The organism is Ochrobactrum sp. PL_is501 (assembly GCF_055816895.1).
Genome location: NZ_JBVPGR010000035.1, coordinates 71,793 through 90,602 on the forward strand (window position 1 = coordinate 71,793; position 18,810 = coordinate 90,602).

Genomic DNA, 18,810 nt, shown 5'->3' on the forward strand with positions numbered 1-18,810 from the left:
GATCGAGCTGCCGTTTCCGGTGCTCCCTTGCGAATTGCTTTTGTGTCTTTTTGTCTCTGAGATTCTGATAGCGCCGGTTCGCCCGGCGCTTTTTTTTTGGCTCACGCAAGCTCATAAAAAACCTCCCGCGAAGGGGAGGTTTTTTGATCGTTGGGAATGCGGATCAATCAGCCAGAACGCGGGTGGGCGGGAAGGCGATCTCCACCACAGTTCCTTGTCCCGGAGTGGAATCAATGGCGAATTGCGCGCGGTTGGCTTCCACCATGGCTTTGGTCAGCGGCAGGCCCAAGCCGGTGCCTTCGCTGCGCCAGTCTCTTGCGCTTTCCGCCTTGCGGCGCTCCAGCGCGTTGACCTGCCGGAACGGCTTCAGCGCCTGCTCAACCTCGGATTTGGTCATGCCGATGCCGGTATCGCGCACCCGCATCACGACATCGCCGTTCATTTCATAGCTTGTCGACACGATCACCTGTCCGCCCGGCGCGGTAAAGCGCACCGCGTTGGACAGAAGGTTCAGCGCAACCTGCTTGATCGAACGCGTATCGGCGACGATGTCGGGCAGGTTGGACTGAAAGCTGGAGCGGATGATGACACGCTCGCGATTGGCCTGCGGCTGCATCAGCGCGATGGCTTCGGCAATCGCATCATTGAGCGACACCGCTTCGAACTGCATGTCCAGCCCGCCCGCTTCGATCTTCGAAATGTCGAGCAGGTCGTTGACGAGTGCCAGCACATGATTGCCGGAACGGTTGATGTCGCGCAGGTAATCCCGGTAGCGATCATTGCCGATGGGGCCGAATTTCTCGTCGGCCATCAGTTCGGAAAAGCCGATGATGGCATTGAGCGGCGTGCGGATTTCGTGGCTGATGCGCGCCAGAAATTCGGTCTTCTGGCTCGATGCGCGTTCAGCTTCCTTGCGCGCATTGGTCAGCTCTTCCTCGGTGCGCTTCCATTGCGTGATGTCGCGCAGGACGGCACAGAAACCACGCGTATGCGGCAGTTTGCCGATCGTCATGAACAGCGGAATGAATCCGCCCTTGGCTTCCCGGCCAATCACTTCCCGCCCGTCATTGAGGACACTCAGCACCCCATTGCCGGAAAGGCCGTGCAGATAGTCCATGGCGGCGCGCTGGCTTTCGATGGCAAACAGCATCGAGAAAAACTTGCCTTCCGTCTCGTCATGTTCATAGCCGAACAGCGCCGAGGCCGAATGGTTCATGGAACGGATACGGCCCTCCGGGTCGATGAGGACAACACCGTCCGTAGCCGTGTCGAGAATGGTTTTCAGTTCCTCGACATGATCCACCAGTGCCTGCTTTTCGTCATCCGCATCGATGGCGACCGGTGCTTCGACCGGGGCCGGTGCTGCGGAGACCGGCATCAGGCTCAGCATGAGCGCGCGACCGTCGCGCCAGGCAATGGCATTGAGATGCGCATCGACCGGCCCTTCGCTGCCATCGGCGCGGCGCAGCACCATGCCCTGTCGCGTTTCGCCGTCGTCGCTTTCGCTGTTGAACAGCACATCGACGCCGCCAGCATCGCGAATATCGTCAAGCGATTCATAGCCGGTGAGATCAAGCAGAGCCTGATTGACATAATGAATATGGTCGCCCGAATGAATGATGACCGGCACAGGCAGGTTGGCCAGCAAAGCGGTTTCATCGGCGGGGATTGCCGTGGGGGCTGGAAGTGCCGCTTCTTCCACGCCAGGCTCGACCGGCTTCGGGGCTTCGGCAACAGCCTCTTCCGCTATCGCGCTCGCTTCGCTTTCGGCACGTGAACTTGCAAGACCCTGCTTGCGCAGACGGTCGGCGATCTCGCGAAATGCATTGCGCTCGGTCTTGGTCAGCCCGCCTTCCGGGCGCTCTTCGCGCTCCCGGTCCTTCAGCATTCTTGCCTGATCCGCTGCCACTTTTTCCTGTGCGCAGGCGTTCAACAGGCTGATGACCTTGTCAGACTCGCGGCGTCCCGGTGTCGGCGCGATATCGAGCGGCGGTTGGGGCTGCGTTGCGACAGGGCTATCGTCATTGGCAACTTCTTCGGAGAGTGCCAGAACATCGTCGTCTTCGACAGGCGCCACCGTTTCAACAGTCTCGCTGACGGGCTTGCGCGGCTGCGGAATGCCGCCCGCGAGCACCAGCCCGATTTTTTCCGGGTCTTGCTCGGCTTCTGCGGGGCGCACGACGCCAAAGCCACGGAAACCGGTGAATTCCCGGTCGCGGGAATAGACGGGCAGGGCGGCGAGTTCGACCGGCACGCGCAGGTCCGTTCCTTCGACTGGCCACATCAACCGTTTTCCCGACCACGTATCGCGCTTGTCGAGCAGGGCGGCGATGCTGCCGTCCGGGTCGAAGCCGAAGACATTCGCGACGTCGGAGAACCGCCGTCCAACGACATCGGCTGCATTGGGCCCGATCGTTGCGGCAAGGTCTGGCGACACTTCGCTGAACGTGCCATCCGGACCCACTTTCCAGATGAAGCGCGCGAGCGGCCCGTCCCGGTCGAACACGAAACCCGTAGGCTTGAGCTGTTCGGTCGAAACTTCTTCCACAACCGCTTCGGCGGTCGCGGGCTCGGCAGGCTCGGGAAGCATCTCTTCCAGAATTTCCTCGGCCTTGCCCGGCAACGCATCCGGGGCCGGCTGCGCTGCGGCGGGGGCATCGCCGACGATGCAAAGAAGATGCATGGGCGGTGTATCGGTGAGCCGTGCAATCGCTCCAGGGGCGGAGTGCTTTCCGGTACGGATGCGGCGCTTGACGATGCGGTCAGGCGCATCCCCGGCCTCGATGATAAGGTCTTCCAGCGTGGCGGAGGAAATGTCGAGCGCGGAAAAATGTGGGCTTGCGGCGATCACCCTGCCGTGCGCGTCGATCAGGGCAATATGGGTGCTGTCGTCGCTGAGGCCGGAAATCACGGTTTCGGCCTTTGCATCCGTGCCATTGGCGGTCAACAGCAGCCCGGACACGCCATCGGGAAGCGTGATGCGCGAAATGCTGAGCCGGGTGAGGTCGGAACGCAAACCGCCGCCGAGGCGAACGGAAACAGTGCGGGCTTCGCCATCGGTATCGGCATTTGACGAGGCGATCTGCCGGCGTGTGGCCACAGGCAGATCAAGCCCGCCGCCGATCATGTCTTCCACGCGGTCGAAGCCGAAAAGCTTCACGCCGGGGCCGTTGACCCAAAGCACCGTCAAAAGATCGTGCGTCAGCACGAGCTGCGCATCGCCCTTTGCAAAGCCTTCGCGGATAGAATCCAGCGCGGCAATATCGATGAAGGGGTATGATCCTGACATACCAGTCCTTACCTGTTCTTTCGACCGCCCGCAGTGCTTGTTAACGTCCTGTTAATAAGCCTCTTCTGGGCGCGGGTCCACATTGCCATTGGGTATGGGCCGCATTTTCTGTTTCATTAGTTAATGCGGGAAAGGCAATTTTACAGGCCAAAGCCAATATCCGGGTTATGCACAGCCGGTTATCTGAAATGGTTACCAGCCCGTGACCTTTATGAGCAGGATTTGATATAGAAACCCGCAATTGGGAATTTCTCAAAAAAGAGCGTTATAATCACTTGCAATATGGATCGATTCTCCGTATGTGACCCCCTGTCGGCGACGCCAGAGCGTCACGCAGCCGACACAAAGGTACGCGGTCGTAGCTCAGTTGGTTAGAGCGCAGGATTGTGGCTCCTGAGGTCGTTGGTTCAACTCCAACCGACCGTACCATTGCTTTCAGCCAACAGTTTAAAATTGTTAAATAATATCAATCGGCTGTCGGGTGTTTAGCCTGCCGGTTTGATCCTTGATGTACCGTTTTGTGCTACATGCTGTGCAACAAAATGCGATACAAAGCGTGCTCCCCTCCCGTCATGGCTGGGTATCGCTTTAAATCAGATCCTCATCGTTGTTTAAAAGATCGTGACGTCGTTTATCAGTACGTTCGCCGCGCTCCCACAATCCGCATAAGCCTAAAAACAAACGATCTCGCTCGAGCGATGACAAAGCGCAATGAGTACGAGTCGGCTGATCACGCGTTGTGGGCCATGTTGAAGGCTGGGGCTGACGGCGATAAGGCTCGGGCCTTTTACGATGCTGCCATTAAGCGAGCCGACGCTATCGGCATATCCTATGTGTCGGCCGATCTGCTGCTTGCGATGCCTGCGGACGCGCTATCTGCATGTCGTCGATGGAGGATTGGTTGCTGTCGCAACCGACGGGCACCGGCTGATCCAAAATTCAGGCCGGAAGGCACCTTGGATTACGGCGTGATCCTGCCGCGCAAGCTGGTCGGGTTACTGCCGAAAGGTGCGGTGATCCGATACAGCGAAAGACGACAACGTTTGTGAGGGCGGTTTAGGGAAATCGGCTTTTCCCTATACTTTTTATTTCTTTGCAACCGGTAGCCCTCTTGTCGCAAATCTAATTTAGTGAGAATAAAACAATAGCTATTCGCTAGGGCGAAGAGGGGGAAGTAAGGGCAATGGGGGCAATTTGTGAAGCTGGCATTTTTAAATGGCGTCGGTGTCTGATTTCCTTTCTTGGAATACTGGGTGTGCTTTTCTCCCTAGTAACCGCCAATGCCGCTCCAGTGACTTCACCGCAATACTTCAGTGGTTCAAAGAATAATTCAATTTCCGGAAAATTGACGGCCGCAGGGGCTACGGCTTGGTTCCGTTTGGTGACCGCTCCCGCCAATGGGACTGTTACGCTTAACACCGACGGAATTTTTACTTATACACCTGCTGCAGAATTTACCGGAAACGATATTTTTTACTTCCGGGCCACGGATGTCAACGCTCCGCACGAGTACTCCGAAAGCCCGGTTCATTTCACGATTTCGGCAGCCGTGCCGAAAGTATCGTCAGTTGCTGTTCCGGCTAGTGGCTATTACACCGTCGGCTCAACGCTGAGTTTTTCGGTGAATTTCGATCAACCCGTATTTGTCACCGGTACACCTTTGTTGTCGGTTATTGTCGGCTCTGACGCCAAGCCAGCAGCATATGTGAACGGTAGTGGTACATACACCCTCACGTTTTCCTATACTGTTCAGCCCGGTGACATGGATTTGAACGGGATTGCCATTGGCGCAATGACGACCAACGGCGGGTCTATCACTAACAGCACGAGTGATTTAGCGGCGTTAACTCTCAATAACGTTGGCGCGACCTCTGGAATATTGGTCAATACTGCAAGCCCCTCGGTTGCAATTTCAACTTCCTCAACACCTTACGAGACGGTGAAAACAGTCACGGCCAGATTTTCCGAGCCAGTGACGGGCTTCACGTTAGCTGATATTGAATTCACTAACATCGGAACCGTCGGCGCTGCGGCCCACTCGCTGGCAACCGTCGACAATACTACCTATACTTTTGTCGTTACAATGTCAGGGTTTGGCGTATCCGTAGTACGGATACGAGCTGGATCTGCCACCAATCTGGCAGGAAATGGGAACCTCAGTTCCAACGCACTGAACCTTACACTTAACCCTACTCCAAACGCAGACTTGCAGAACCTCATTCCGAGCGCAGGTGCTTTAGCGCCTGTCTTTGCTCCAAACACGAGTTCGTACACAGTGAATGTCGCAAACGATGTCGAGAACATTTCGTTCATACCATCGCTTGCGGATGTCAACGCAACAGTTGTTGTCAACGGGTCTCCAACGACCAATGGAACGTCCAGTGCGGCAATTCCATTGGTGGTGGGGAGCAACACGGTCACCGCGATTGTAACCGCGCAGGATGGGGCCACCACGAAGAGCTATACGGTGAATGTCATCCGCGCTCAGTCCGGCAATGCCGATCTGGCGGGCCTTGTTCCGAGCGCTGGGAGCCTGAATCCGGCGTTTTCACCAAGCGCAACGACTTTTAGGTTATCGGTTCCGACCGAAACATCGACTTTGCAGTTGACGCCCACTTCTGCTGATCCGACAGCAACCATTACGGTCAACGGAGCAGCGGTTACGTCAGGTAGCGCAAGCAGGAAATTCCAATTGGGTGTCGGCAATGCGGTTCTGACAGTTGTCGTCACTGCGCAAAATGGAACGACACGTAGCTATACGGTAATTGTCACGCGAACCGCTTCGGCGGATGCAACACTTGCTAGTCTGGCTCCGAGCGTCGGGTCACTAGACCCATCGTTTGATAAAGAGACGCTCAACTATTCTGTGGACGTCGAAAACACGATCGAGAGCATATCCCTAACCCCCCTGGCTTCAGAACCGGCGGCGCGGGTAACCGTTGCCGGTGGCAGCGTTGCGTCGGGAACTTCAAGCAATCCTATAGGGCTGGCGATTGGTTCGAACACGGTGTCTATTGTTGTGACCGCGCCCAGCGGAGCCCACCGCACATACACGGTTGTTGTCAGACGTGCAGCGCTGGCCTTTCCCGACCCGACGCTTGATCCTGAAGTGATTGGCCTGTTGAATGCTCAAACAAGCGCCGCAAGACGCTTTGCGCAAGTTCAAACGCGGAATTTTCAAAATCGACTTGAGCAATTGCACGATGAAGGTGACCGGAGAAAGTCCAGTTTAGGCGTGAGGCTCGGCGGGAAGGCGTTCAACTCGGCATCGTCTGACCCGTCTCCGTCCGCGTTTGCAACGCCCGATGCGGCTCTCGGTTATGCCCCCGAAAAGCGCAAAGCTTTTCCGGGCAAGGCGATTGGCCTGGAGGGGCAGGAAGAGCCCGCACCAGTTTTTGACCCTGATACTGGACCATTCGCTTTTTGGAGCAGCGGCTTCGTCAATTTTGGTGAGCGTGATAGCGGCAAACTCGATCTGGACTTTACGCTTGTCGGTGTGAGCGGCGGTATCGACTATCGGCTTTCGGAACGGCTGGTGGCCGGTTTCGGTGTCGGCTATGGACGGGATCGAACAGACATCGGCGACAATGGTACGGAAAGCCGGGCCAATGCTTATAGTGCCGCTGTCTATGGCAGCTTCAAACCTATCGACAATTTCTTTATTGACGCGTTGATGGGCGGCAGTGTTCTGGATTTTGACTCTACCCGTTTCATCATGACAGACGGCAGTTTGACCGATGGAAAACGCAACGGCAGTCAACTGTTCGGATCGCTGACGGCAGCTTACGAATTTCGTCAGGAAACATGGCTTGTCTCACCTTATGGCCGGCTGGAAATGTCGCGCTCCTGGCTTGATGGCTATGCCGAAGAGGGCGGCAGTATTTACCGGCTCACCTATGGCGACCAAACCGTTGACACAGTGACTGGTGTGCTCGGTTTACGCGCCAATTATTCCATTGACTACACATGGGGTCGTCTGACGCCGGGTGTGCGGGCAGAATATGCGCATGATTTCCAGGGGGCGAGCCGGGCCGCAATGGGTTACAGTGCACTTGGCGGGCTTCCTTATGCGCTAGAGATCGAAGGCGAAAGCAGCGATAGCGGAAACGTCGGTCTGTCTCTGGATTTCACTTTTAAGAATGCATGGTCCACCGGTATTGAATACCAAACCGGCTTTGGCGAATCTAACGCGCGAGACCATGCTTTTGCCCTGCGGGTCGGTGCCAAGTTCTAGTTCTTGGCAGTAGGCTAGCGGCGGGTGCTGACGGCTAGAAAGCGGGGTTTCGGCTCCGTTTTTTGTTTGGGGCGCTTCAATGCAATAGGGCTATAGCGTGAAGAACAGTAAGGCCAAGAGCCTCAACGGCAGTGCATTTTACCTCGCAGGAGATTGTGGGTTTGCAGCAGGTTCCAACCCGTCTGTCGTTCAGCGATATTCGGGAGTAGTTTCTTCATTTAGCGTGTGGTTCATTGTGAAGAGAAGCGTATGCAGTGAGTAAGGAAGGGATTTCGATGCCGAGAAGAGTTTCTCTGCCTCCTGAGTATCTAATATAATGTAAAATGTATTATTAACATAAACCGGTATTTTCTATTTAATTTTAACTACTTCTTGATATATATTGAAGTCATGTGGAGATATACATATAGAAATGCGCCGGTCAATGTCTTAATATATTTTGATGTGAATAAATTATATATTACAATACTGTATATTAGTTATTTTGTTTTCTTTAGTGGCGATGGAATTTTGGAGTATTTGCTACATTTGTCTTACGGTGGAACCAAAAATCATGGTCGCCGTTATGAAGCATGGAACAATTCTGGGCTGAATTCACGCACGACAATGTAATCAGTTTGCCGGTGGTTCTGGCGCGGATGCTGCTGGCGACGCTGCTCGGCTCCATCATTGGTCTCGAACGGGAATGGCGCAGGCGGCCTGCCGGGTTGAAGACCCATATGCTGGTCTGTCTCGCCTCAGCCACCTTCACAATTGTGTCGCTGGAACTGGTCAATGTGCCGGTCTTCAACGATCAGAATATCCGGATGGATCCTTCGCGGCTTGTGGAGGCGATCACCAGCGGCGTCGCCTTCCTGGCGGCTGGTTTCATCATCGTTGCGCGTGGAAAAATAACCGGCATCACCACCGGGGCGGGCATGTGGCTTGCCGCATCGGTAGGGCTCGCCAGTGGTCTCGGCCTCTGGCACATCGCGCTGCTGGCGACGCTTATTGCCGTTACGGTCCTGATCGTGGTGGGTAAGATGGAAGGCGTGGTCGGCCCGGACAACAGCAAGGTTGGGCACAAAAACGAGGACCAGTCCTCCTGAGCTGCCGCCGCGGCGGGGGGGGGATGGCATCACAATGGAAACGGGATCATTCCATGTCGAATGATCCCGAACTGGTTCAACTTCACAGAATTTCGCGTTCAGTTGCTTGTGGCTTCGAAGCCTTCAACCACTTTCTCGACGATCTCGTCTTTTTTCCTGCCGAAAAGATCACGATGACCGGCATGTGCAACCCACGTGATGGAAACGTCCATTCCCAATGCCTTGACCCGATCAGCATAATCCTGCGTATCGCTCGGCGGAACGATGGTGTCGTCGAGCCCCTGGAAAATCGAAACAGGCGCGTCGATTTTTGTGGAACCGGCATTGTTGCGTTTCAGGGCTTCGACCCAGTCCTTATGATCCGTAATATTATCGGTGACCGCAGGGTCCTTGCTTTGCGCCAGTGCGCCCAGCACACCCACTACGCAGGTTGACTGCGCGGCCTGGAGAAGTTTCTGGCCTTCGGCAGTAAAAAGAGTTTTGTCGAGATTGTAGGCGTCGATGTAGCTTTGCCCGACAAGCAGCGTGTAGGGCACCTTGGCCTTGAAGAAGGCATTTATCGCCGCGTCCGGCCTCAGAATAGTCGAAGCGGGAGCCAGGGCTACGAGCGAGCGAATTTTATTCTCGGGTGCGTAAGTTGCGGCGATTTCGCCTGCGAACAGCGCAGCGGCACCACCCTGGGACCAGCCGACCAGTGAAACATCCTTGCCGATATTCGCTTCGCTGATGGAACGCGCCGCACGCAGCAGATTATGGACGTCACGCGCCGAATCTACGCCCGCGAGATAACGGTGAACAGCGTCGGAACCAAGCCCGGCATAATCCGGCGCGACGATCGCATATCCCTTTGCAAGCCAGTCCTGAAGATATGGAATGCCGATATCGATGACATACTCGCCGCGCTGCACAAATTCCTGAACCGGATTTGGCGCAAGCGAGGGAGCGCAGCCGCGCGCCACCCCGGTGGTGCCGTGCAGCCAGGACACGACCGGATGAGGCGTGGTGCTGTCCGTCTGCTTCGGCGCGATGACCAGACCGCTTGCCGGAACGTGCGTTCCATCCCAGCGTTCCGAAACGTAGAGCACACGCCAGGCCGATGCGCCAGCCGGAGCTTCGATCGGTTCCTGACGAATAATGCTGCCAACCGGCAAAGAGGAGAAATTTTCCGGCGTTTCATAAAACGCCGTTACAGGAAATGGCGACACTTTCGCCAGCGAGAGATCGAAACCTTCCAGTTTTTGCGCCGCAGCTAAATTACAATATGAAAATGCCATTGCGGATGCAATAAATACAGCATATCTGGTCTTCACTTGATACTTTCCCATTTGCTCATATATTGTTTAGTATTGTTTTTTTGATTTGGTAGCAGTTTATCTTTTCTTAGGCAATTGCTGTATTCGTGATAAAATAATAAAGCGACCCCGGTAATTTCGGAGCCGCTTTTTCTCGCCATTCGTTTATGTCCCAACCTTGTGGGAGGGGATAGAAGATCAAGCCGCGGCAAGTGCCTCGGCGATGCTATCCTTCAAGGCGAGGCGCTGTTTGCGCAGGTTCGTTTCCTCTTCCTGGCTCACCGGCGCTATTTTCGTTTCCGCGCGGTGGATGCGGTCATTGACGGAATCATACTCTTCCAGAATGCGGGCAAAATGCGCATCCTTCGCCTTCAAGGCATGAATGGCATCGAGCTGGCCGGGAAACTCTTCTCCAAGCGTGTGGGGGGTATTCGACATTCCGTGGCTCCTTCCTTGGTTGAGGGGAGCTTCGCAAGCCCGCGTGCGAACAGCATTGATCGCAATCAAGTTGCGCGGAAAGGAGCATGCCGAAACTGCATGGCTGGCATGCAAAGGCCGGTCTTCTCAGTCACAGGACCCATCACCATTTCATGGGTGCGGACCAAGGAAGTGTCCGTGATGGAGAGAAAAATGTTTACCCGTTTCAATAATCGTTTCGGTCGTGCGTTCGCGCAATTGGGTAGTGCCGTTCGCGTTTCTGCTGCCGTGCGCGCCGGTCAGAAGCCTGCTGCCCAGGACCTTGAGACGCTTGGCATCGACGTCGATCAGTTCCGTCGTATTCAGGGTTGAGCAATCAAGTAAGCGTATGTGTATATGAGTAAAAAGCCCGGCAATGCCGGGCTTTTGTCGTTTAGAGCGGTTCCGGTTAAAACGGAATCATTGGAACCGCTCCAACTATTTGTTTCGTCGCATTATCCTACGCATCGAAGCGGGATCAGAAATCAGACTGATTTCTCCGCGTAGGCGCTCCGCACTTTTGGCTCGAAAATGCTCTAGTCCTCATCCGTCGCCATCTGGCTCAGCAATTCGCCCTTGCCGCGCTGGCGCATGATCATCGGCACGACGACGGCGGCAATCGCCAGGGCGATCAGCACAATCGATACCCAGGAATGCACCAGAGCCATCGGGTTGCCCTGGCTGATCTGCAACGCCTGACGCAGGCTTTTCTCGGCCATCGGTCCGAGGATGAGGCCAACCACCACCGGCGCGATGGGATATGAGAAGCGCCGCAGCACATAGCCCAGCACGCCGAATGCCAGAAGCAGGCCAAGCTCGAACGACACCGGCAGGCCGAACAGCATCGAGGTGGAGGCATTCGCCCCGATGGTTCCAAGCGTGGCGAAAACCAGAATGCCTGCATAGAGCCAGTGGCGCGGGATCGTGAGCATCTTCACCCACAGGCCGATCAGCGGCAGATTGAGAACCAGCAGCATCAGGTTGGCGACGAGAAGGCTCGCCACCAGGCCCCACACCAGCGTGGCGTTGGTCACGAAGAGAAGGGGGCCGGGTTGCAGGCCAAACTGCTGAAAACCGGCAAGCATGATTGCCGCCGTCGCAGTGGTAGGCAGGCCAAGTGTCAGAAGCGGCACGAGGGTTCCGGCTGCCGAGGCGTTATTGGCCGCTTCCGGTCCCGCCACGCCTTCGATAGCGCCCTTGCCGAATTCTTCCGGATGTTTCGAGAACTGCCGTTCCGCCGAATAGGAAAGGAAGCTCGACACATCGGCGCCGCCTGCCGGCATGGCCCCGATCGGAAAGCCGATGGCGGTGCCGCGCAGCCACGGCATCCACGAGCGTTTCCAGTCATTCCTGGTCATCCAGACGGAACCCTTGACGGCGATGACCTCATCTTCAGGGCCGAGCTTCTTCGACACGACCGCCAGCGTTTCGCCGATGGCGAACAGCGCGACCGCAAGTGTCGTGACATTGATGCCGTCGAGCAGGTTCGGGGTCCCCATGACGAGACGCGCCTGACCGGTCAGCTGGTCGATGCCGATCAGTCCGAGCGCAAGGCCGATGAACAGCGAGGTCAGGCCGCGCAGCGTGGAATCGCCGAAGGCCGCTGAAACCGTCATGAAGGCGAGCAGCATCAGCGCAAAATATTCGGACGGACCGAAGGACAGGGCGAATTTCACGACCCACGGCGCCACGAAGGCCAGCGCCAGCGTGGCGATCAGGCCCGCGATGAACGAGCCGATGGCAGCTGTTGCAAGTGCGGGGCCGCCGCGTCCGGCGCGGGCCATCTTGTTGCCCTCCAGCGCGGTGACGATGGAGGCGCTTTCGCCCGGCGTGTTGAGCAGGATCGACGTGGTCGAGCCGCCATACATGCCGCCGTAATAAATGCCCGCGAACATGATGAGCGAGCCGGAAGGGTCGAGCTTGTAGGTGACGGGCAGCAGCAGCGCGACGGTGAGTGCCGGGCCGATTCCGGGCAGCACGCCGACGGCTGTGCCAAGCGTGACGCCGATCAGCGCATAAAGAAGGTTCGACGGTTCAAGCGCCACCAGAAGTCCGTTGGCGAGAAGTGCGACAGTATCCATGAAAGCGCTCCGTCCCTAAACGAATTGTTCAAGCCAGCCGGACGGCAGCGACAGCTGCAGGCCGCGCGCAAAGATGAACCAGATCACGAAGGCGAAGACGATGCCGACGGGAACGCTGATCCAGAATTTGCGATAGCCGAAGCCGCGTGCGGTGGCTGCGAAAAGCAGGCCGGTAGACAGGGAAAAGCCGACGGTCTTCATCGTCAGCATCTGGATGGCAAGACCGCCGATGATCCAGGCCATCGGGGCGATTTCCTGATGCTCACGCTCGGGAAAATCGCCGCGAAGCGCCTCGAAAACCGTCCAGATCGCAAGGCCGAACAATCCGGCTGCGACAACATAGGGAACGGTTTTCGGACCGACCGGCGAATAGCTCGTCACATCGTTTCCATAGGTTGTCGACCAGGCGATGGCGATGGCGACAGCTGCAAGAACAAGGGCGATGACAAGAGCGGCGAAATCTGGCGCCGCCCTTTCGGGGCGGCGCGCTTCCTGCTGGTCTGATCCTGTCATTTGACGAGGCCGATTTCCTTGAGGATGGTTTCAGTTGCGGCAACGTCCTTGGCAAGCTGCTCCTTGAACGCCGGACCGGCGAGATAGGTATTCGCCCAACCCTTGTCCTTGAGTGCCTTCTGCCAGGATTCCGACTTCACCATCTTCTCGATATCGGCATTGATGGCGGCTTCCTGTTCGGCAGTGATGCCGGGAGCCGCACCCACCATGCGCCAGTTCTGGATCGAAACGTCCACGCCGCCTTCCTTGAAGGTCGGGGCATCGATGCCTTCCACGCGCTCGTCGCTGGAAATGCCGATGATGCGCAGCGTGCCTGCCTTGATCTGGGCTTCGAACTCGCCGTAGCCGGAAATGCCGACAGTCACCTGATTGCCGAGAATGGCCGCAAGCGCTTCGCCGCCGCCGGAGAAAGCAATGTAATTGACCTTGGTCGGGTCGACGCCTGCCGCCTTGGCAAAAAGACCAGCGGTGATGTGGTCGGTGCCGCCGGCAGAACCGCCGCCCCATGAAACGGAGCCCGGATCAGCCTTCAGCTTCGCGGCAAGGTCACCAAGGTTCTGGATGTCGGAAGAAGCCGGTACGACGATGGCTTCATATTCGCCCGTAAGACGCGCAATCGGCGTGATGGCGTCCAGCGTGACCGGCGATTTGTTGGTCAGGATAGCGCCGACCATGACATAGCCGCCAACGATGAGCTGGCTCGGATCACCCTTGTTCTGGTTCACGAACTGCGCGAGGCCGATGGTGCCGCCAGCGCCCGGAACGTTGATGACCTGCACGCTGCCGGAAATCTTTTCGTCCTGAAGCGCGCTCTGCATCGTGCGCGCCGTCTGGTCCCAGCCGCCGCCCGGAGCGGCAGGCGCGAGCACCTTGTAGTCTTCCGCGGAAGCAGAGCCTGCCATAGCCAACGCCGCCACCGACGTCAGGGCCAGAATGAATCTACGCATATGTCCTCCCAAATGGAATATATGCCGCCCTTCGGCGGACCTCCCCAAGTCCCGCTCCTCTAGCGGGAGCAAACTACATGGAGATTAGCGAAAACAAATTCAATAGGCCAGCATATGCGACAATAGTTTGGCCGCTATTTCAGCAACGCACCTGAAAACGGCACGCCAAAATAGCCGACGGGATGCGCTTGACGGCGACGCCATGCCGACGTAATAGTATAACGACGGTTCCCCGACCGAGAGCGAAGGGGATTAATAGGGAACACGGTGAGGACGACCCGAAAAGGGGCCAAGACCGTGGCTGCCCCCGCAACTGTAAGCGGATTGCCGTTCATCCTCGTGACGTTGAAAGCGTCATGCCACTGTGCCGGAGAAGCGCGGGAAGGCAGATGAACAGCAGATATTCGTGAGCCAGGAGACCTGCCGTCTAGTGTTGTCCATTGTCACGGGCGGGGATGCCCGGAGCAGGAGCCGGTTATGACAGATTTCCGCGTCGCAGGACGCATTCTTCCATCGTCATCGCATGATTTCGACATGTCCCCGGATATGCCTGTCCGCCTTCCGCGCCGGATTTTTTCCGTCGCCTGACAGGACTTTCTTCTCTCAGTTACATCGGGGATATCCATGAAAATTTTCGGCAAAATGCCGTTTCATCTCGCTATTTGTGCGGCTACATTTCTCGCTGGCGGCCTGGTTGCACAGGCGGCGGAAACGCACTATCCGCTGACGTTGAAAAATTGCGGCCGCGAGGTCACGTTCAAACAGGCGCCCACCCGTGCCGTCGCTGTCGGCCAGAGCACCGCGGAGATCCTCTACAGCCTTGGTCTGGGCGACAAGCTTGTCGGGACCGCTGTCTGGTTCGGCCCTGTTCTCAAGGGCTTCGAGGAGGTCAATGCCAAGGTGAAGCGGCTCGCCGATAACGATCCGAGCTTTGAAAGCGTTCTGGCGGAAAAGCCGGAAATCGTGACGGCTGATTTTCAATGGCATGTCGGCCCGACGGGTATTGTGGCGAAGCCCGAACAGTTCGAGGAACTGGGCATTCCCGCTTACACATCGCCGTCCGATTGTGTCGGCAAGGACAATTCCGGTGGCGGCGACGGCGTTCGCACGGCAGCGTTCAAGATGGACATCGTCTATCAGGAAATCACCGAACTGGCGGAAATATTCAATGTGCAGGATCGCGGCCAGAAACTCGTCGTCGACCTGAAAGCCCGTGAAGCGGCGGCTCGCAAGAAGATTGCTTCCGCTGATGGAAAACTGTCGGCTGTCGTCTGGTTTTCGAGCGCGCAGGTCGATGCTGACCCTTACGTCGCGGGCAAGTTCGGCGCACCCGCCTATATTCTTTCAGCGCTCGGCATCAGGAATGTGATCGACAGCGAAGAAGAGTGGCCAACGGTCGGATGGGAAACGATTGCGAAATCGAACCCGTCGATGATTGTGGCCGCGAAGCTGGATCGCCGTCGCTACCCGGCTGACGACATCGCCGTCAAGCACCAGTTCCTCGACAGTGATGCGGTCACGAAGCTGATGCCTGCGGTGAAGGACAAGCATGTCTTCGACATGGATGCGCAATCGATGAGTACTTCGCTTCGCGTGATCGAAGGCATCGAGACACTCGCCGCCAATATCGCAAACTCGGATTTGAACAAGTGACGGCGCGGGCAGCAACAGCGGGCTTCAAGCAAAAGGGGAGGGCACGCTCCGGCGTGCTCTTTCTGGCCTTTTCTCTTGTCCTCCTGCTTTTTGCCCTTTGGCTCGGTGCCGCGATAGGCGAAACGGCGATACCGCTCGATGTGGTTGCGAAAACCGTGGCCAACCGGCTGTGGAACGCCGGATATGCGCTTGAGCCTATCGATGAAGGGATTGTCTGGAGCTATCGCCTCAGCCGTGCGGTCATCGCTGCATGTTGCGGCGCGTCGCTCGCAATATCCGGCGTCATCTTGCAGTCGCTGCTCCGAAATTCGCTTGCCGATCCTTATATTCTGGGCATTTCGGCTGGCGCTTCGACCGGGGCGGTCAGCGTTGCCATCCTTGGCGTCGGAGCTGGCGTGCTGACGCTGTCGCTGGGTGCGTTTATCGGGGCGATTATTGCTTTCGGCCTCGTGTCCCTGCTGGCGCTACGGGCCGGACGCGGCAGCAGCGCAATCATTCTCGCCGGGATTGCCGGTTCGCAGCTTTTCAATGCGCTGACCTCGTTCATTGTCACCAAGGCCGCAAATGCTGAACAGGCACGCGGCATCATGTTCTGGCTTTTGGGCAACCTTTCCGGCGTGCGCTGGCCGGACGTCACACTTGCCCTGCCTGCCTGCCTGATCGGCCTTGTCATCTGCCTGTGGCATGCGCGTGCGCTCGATGCATTTACCTTCGGAACCGAATCCGCCGCTTCGCTCGGCATACCTGCGCGGCGCGTCTATGCGGTGCTGATCGGTGTCAGCGCCATGATGACGGCGGTGATGGTTTCCATCGTCGGTTCTGTCGGCTTTATCGGCCTTGTCATACCCCATGCAGCGCGCATGGTGGTTGGGGTTCGGCATGGCAGGCTGCTGCCTGCGGCGGCACTCATCGGGGCAATCTTCATGATCGTCGCCGACATCCTGTCGCGCGTCATTATTCCGGGGCAGGTTCTCCCAATCGGCGTCATCACGGCCCTGTTCGGTGCGCCCGCCTTCGCCCTGTTGCTTGGACAAAGGAGGGCTGCGTCATGATCCTCTCGGCCCACAATGTCGGCTGGTCGGCAGGCAATGTCGAGATTTTATGCAATGTTTCACTGGACGTGGCGGAAGGGGAGTTTCTTGGCATCATCGGGCCGAACGGTTCGGGAAAGACCAGTTTTCTGTCGCTGCTGTCCGGCGTGCGCCGGTGTCGCGTCGGCGAGGTGAACCTCTGCGGCACGCCGATCAGCAGTTTCAGCCACCGCGAGATTGCACGGCAACTGGCGCTGGTCGAGCAGCAGGCGGGTACGACAGACCGTATTACGGCGCGTCAGGCCGTCGAACTGGGGCGGACGCCTTATCTTGGGGCGCTATCGCCGTGGTCGGCGGAAGATGATGCAATCGTTGACCGGGCGCTGGTCAATGTCGATATGGCTCATCTGGCGGGCCGCTACTGGCACACGCTCTCGGGCGGCGAACGGCAGCGTCTGCATATAGCTCGCGCTTTGGCGCAGGAGCCGCAGATTTTGCTTCTGGACGAGCCGACCAATCATCTTGATATCGGGCACCAGATCGGGCTGCTGGATCTGGTTCGCCGTCAGAAGCTGACAGTCGTGGCCGCCTTGCATGACCTGAACCACGCCGCGATGTTTTGTGACCGGATCGCGGTGATGGATAAGGGAAATCTCGTCGCGTTGGGCACGCCGCGCGAGGTGTTGCAGGAAGGGCGGATCGCGGAAGTTTTCGGTGTCGAAGTTGATATCGAATATCATGGCATCGATGGTTGCCACATTCGTTATCGGGCGCCGAACCGGTGTTCTCCGAAACTCCGATATTCAGCTTGATCGGGGCTGGGGCGACCGCATCGCGGTCGCCGCTGGCCGTTATCGTTTTTCATGCGTACGTTCTAATAAATATGGTAACAAATAGGATTATAAAACAGAATTAACTAATGTATTTATACCTAAAATATAGCTAACATCATGATAAGTTGCGCTTTTTATTCAGTTTAATCACAGTAATTTGACCTGTTTTATTGACGATCTGTTTCCATTCCGTTGACGATCGGGGTATAAGGCCTCAGCGCATCAGGAGATGTACTCGTATGCAAAGCCTCGGCCTGCCTACAAGATGCATGGCAGAAGGACAGAAGAGATCATGCTTTGATTTGTTCCGTCATTCACGGTCCTGATATGCGGGTCGTTTCGGTTTTACGCCGGAAAGATCCGTTTTGAATAAAGAAACATTATTGGCATGTTCACATTAACAGAGCATGCGGCGAATGCATTTTATTCAATAAATTACTCTATTTATAAAGAGCGGCGGCTTTTCGTTTGGAAAAGCCGCCGTTATTTTATCAGGGATATTGGGCGCCGGTGACGGTGAGATAGACCGCGTAAAGCGACTTCGTCGCGGCGATGAAAAGCCGGTTACGGCGCGGCCCCCCGAAGGTTACGTTGGCGACTGTCTGCGGCGTCCTGATCTTGCCGAGGAGCGTGCCGTCCGGGGAGAAACAGTGCACGCCATCGCCGGCGCTGGTCCACAGGTTGCCGCCCATGTCGAAACGGAATCCGTCCGGCAAGCCATTATCGATGGTGCAGAATACCGCGCCGCCGGTAACGCGCTTGCCGCCATCCGCAATGTCGAAGACGCGGATATGGCGTGGCGCGTTCTCGTCGTGGCTATACGCGCTGTCGGCAACATAGAGCCTGGTTTCGTCCGGGGAAAAGGCGAGGCCGTTCGGCTGGTGGAAATCGGTGATGATTGCATCGAGTTCGCCGGTTTTCGGGTCAAGGCGATAGACATTGCGCGTGGGCTGTTCCGGGTCGGCCTTGTAGCCTTCATAATCGGCTATGATGCCGTAGGTCGGATCGGTGAACCAGACCGTTCCGTCTGAACGCACAATCACATCATTGGGTGCATTCAGCTTCTTCCCCCGGTAGCTGTCGGCCAGCACGGTGATGCTGCCATCCGGTTCCGTGCGGGTGACGCGGCGACCGGCATGCTCGCAGGTAACGAGGCGTCCTTCACGGTCGCGGGTGTTGCCGTTTGAGAAATTGGAGGGCTGGCGAAAGACGGACACGCCCCCTTCAGGCACCCAGCGCAGAATGCGCTGGTTCGGAATGTCGCTCCACAAAAGGCAGTTCTGGTCACCGAACCATACGGGCCCCTCGGCCCAGCGGCAACCGGTATAGAGTTCATCCAGATCGGCGCTCGGCACGATCATCTGCTTGAAGCGTTCGTCGTGGATTTCGTAAA

General features: G+C 57.1%; 14 protein-coding genes, 1 tRNA gene and 1 riboswitch. Of the genes, 8 read left to right on the forward strand and 7 right to left on the reverse strand.

Annotated features, from left to right (window positions below; all coding sequences use genetic code 11):
• Positions 1-163: 163 nt before the first annotated feature.
• On the reverse strand, positions 164-3,289 hold the full coding sequence (gene pdhS / locus AC0TOF_RS11600) for a cell-division control histidine kinase PdhS (RefSeq protein ID WP_473768346.1): 3,126 nt from the start codon (positions 3,287-3,289) through the stop codon (positions 164-166).
• Between the two features lie 352 nt (positions 3,290-3,641).
• On the opposite strand from pdhS, the gene AC0TOF_RS11605 reads away from it, so the two are divergent.
• The 4 genes from AC0TOF_RS11605 to AC0TOF_RS11620 all read left to right on the forward strand — a co-directional run bounded on the left by AC0TOF_RS11605 (position 3,642) and on the right by AC0TOF_RS11620 (position 8,611).
• Positions 3,642-3,718, forward strand: a tRNA-His gene (locus AC0TOF_RS11605).
• 143 nt (positions 3,719-3,861) lie between these two features.
• Complete coding sequence (locus AC0TOF_RS11610; protein ID WP_473768347.1) at positions 3,862-4,338, forward strand: hypothetical protein; 477 nt, start codon at positions 3,862-3,864, stop codon at positions 4,336-4,338.
• Between the two features lie 134 nt (positions 4,339-4,472).
• Positions 4,473-7,523: an autotransporter domain-containing protein gene (locus AC0TOF_RS11615; protein ID WP_473768348.1), complete on the forward strand. Its 3,051-nt coding sequence runs from the start codon at positions 4,473-4,475 to the stop codon at positions 7,521-7,523.
• A gap of 572 nt (positions 7,524-8,095) precedes the next feature.
• The gene (locus tag AC0TOF_RS11620) at positions 8,096-8,611 is read left to right on the forward strand and encodes an MgtC/SapB family protein (protein WP_122001980.1); all 516 of its coding nucleotides are present in this window, start codon (positions 8,096-8,098) and stop codon (positions 8,609-8,611) included.
• Positions 8,612-8,709: 98 nt separating this feature from the next.
• On the opposite strand, the gene AC0TOF_RS11625 is transcribed toward AC0TOF_RS11620, so the two are convergent.
• Together AC0TOF_RS11625 and AC0TOF_RS11630 are read right to left on the reverse strand one after the other, a co-directional pair.
• Entirely contained in the window at positions 8,710-9,885 is a 1,176-nt protein-coding gene (locus AC0TOF_RS11625; protein ID WP_473768349.1) for an alpha/beta hydrolase family protein, read from the reverse strand.
• Positions 9,886-10,101: 216 nt separating this feature from the next.
• Complete coding sequence (locus tag AC0TOF_RS11630; RefSeq protein ID WP_122001978.1) at positions 10,102-10,341, reverse strand: HP1242/YdcH family protein; 240 nt, start codon at positions 10,339-10,341, stop codon at positions 10,102-10,104.
• A 192-nt stretch (positions 10,342-10,533) separates the two neighbouring features.
• On the opposite strand from AC0TOF_RS11630, the gene AC0TOF_RS11635 reads away from it, so the two are divergent.
• Complete coding sequence (locus AC0TOF_RS11635) at positions 10,534-10,692, forward strand: hypothetical protein (protein ID WP_162997333.1); 159 nt, start codon at positions 10,534-10,536, stop codon at positions 10,690-10,692.
• 203 nt (positions 10,693-10,895) lie between these two features.
• On the opposite strand, the gene AC0TOF_RS11640 is transcribed toward AC0TOF_RS11635, so the two are convergent.
• Genes AC0TOF_RS11640 through AC0TOF_RS11650 form a run of 3 tightly spaced genes read right to left on the reverse strand, consistent with a single transcriptional unit; the run spans position 10,896 to position 13,900 of the window.
• Entirely contained in the window at positions 10,896-12,440 is a 1,545-nt protein-coding gene (locus tag AC0TOF_RS11640) for a tripartite tricarboxylate transporter permease (RefSeq protein WP_122001976.1), read from the reverse strand.
• Positions 12,441-12,455: 15 nt separating this feature from the next.
• Positions 12,456-12,953 (reverse strand): tripartite tricarboxylate transporter TctB family protein, encoded by a 498-nt coding sequence (locus AC0TOF_RS11645; protein WP_473768350.1) that lies wholly within the window; start codon positions 12,951-12,953, stop codon positions 12,456-12,458.
• A complete protein-coding gene (locus AC0TOF_RS11650) occupies positions 12,950-13,900 on the reverse strand; it encodes a Bug family tripartite tricarboxylate transporter substrate binding protein (protein WP_122001974.1) in 951 nt (316 codons plus the stop codon). The genes AC0TOF_RS11645 and AC0TOF_RS11650 overlap by 4 nt, the downstream gene beginning before the upstream one ends.
• A gap of 208 nt (positions 13,901-14,108) precedes the next feature.
• A riboswitch (cobalamin riboswitch) is annotated at positions 14,109-14,342 on the forward strand.
• Positions 14,343-14,524: 182 nt separating this feature from the next.
• Between AC0TOF_RS11650 and AC0TOF_RS11655 the strand changes: the two genes are divergently transcribed.
• From AC0TOF_RS11655 to AC0TOF_RS11665, 3 genes are read left to right on the forward strand one after another with little or no spacing between them, the layout of a single operon-like run.
• Positions 14,525-15,553, forward strand: a complete 1,029-nt coding sequence (locus AC0TOF_RS11655; protein ID WP_473768351.1) for an ABC transporter substrate-binding protein — start codon at positions 14,525-14,527, stop codon at positions 15,551-15,553.
• Positions 15,550-16,605 carry a FecCD family ABC transporter permease gene (locus AC0TOF_RS11660; RefSeq protein ID WP_473768352.1) on the forward strand — a complete coding sequence of 352 codons (1,056 nt, stop codon included), beginning with the start codon at positions 15,550-15,552 and terminating at the stop codon, positions 16,603-16,605. The genes AC0TOF_RS11655 and AC0TOF_RS11660 overlap by 4 nt, the downstream gene beginning before the upstream one ends.
• Positions 16,602-17,396: an ABC transporter ATP-binding protein gene (locus tag AC0TOF_RS11665; protein WP_473768353.1), complete on the forward strand. Its 795-nt coding sequence runs from the start codon at positions 16,602-16,604 to the stop codon at positions 17,394-17,396. Before AC0TOF_RS11660 ends, AC0TOF_RS11665 begins: the two co-directional genes overlap by 4 nt.
• A 512-nt stretch (positions 17,397-17,908) precedes the next feature.
• Here the strand turns inward: AC0TOF_RS11665 and AC0TOF_RS11670 are convergent.
• Positions 17,909-18,778 carry an SMP-30/gluconolactonase/LRE family protein gene (locus AC0TOF_RS11670; RefSeq protein WP_473768611.1) on the reverse strand — a complete coding sequence of 290 codons (870 nt, stop codon included), beginning with the start codon at positions 18,776-18,778 and terminating at the stop codon, positions 17,909-17,911.
• Positions 18,779-18,810 lie beyond the last annotated feature (32 nt).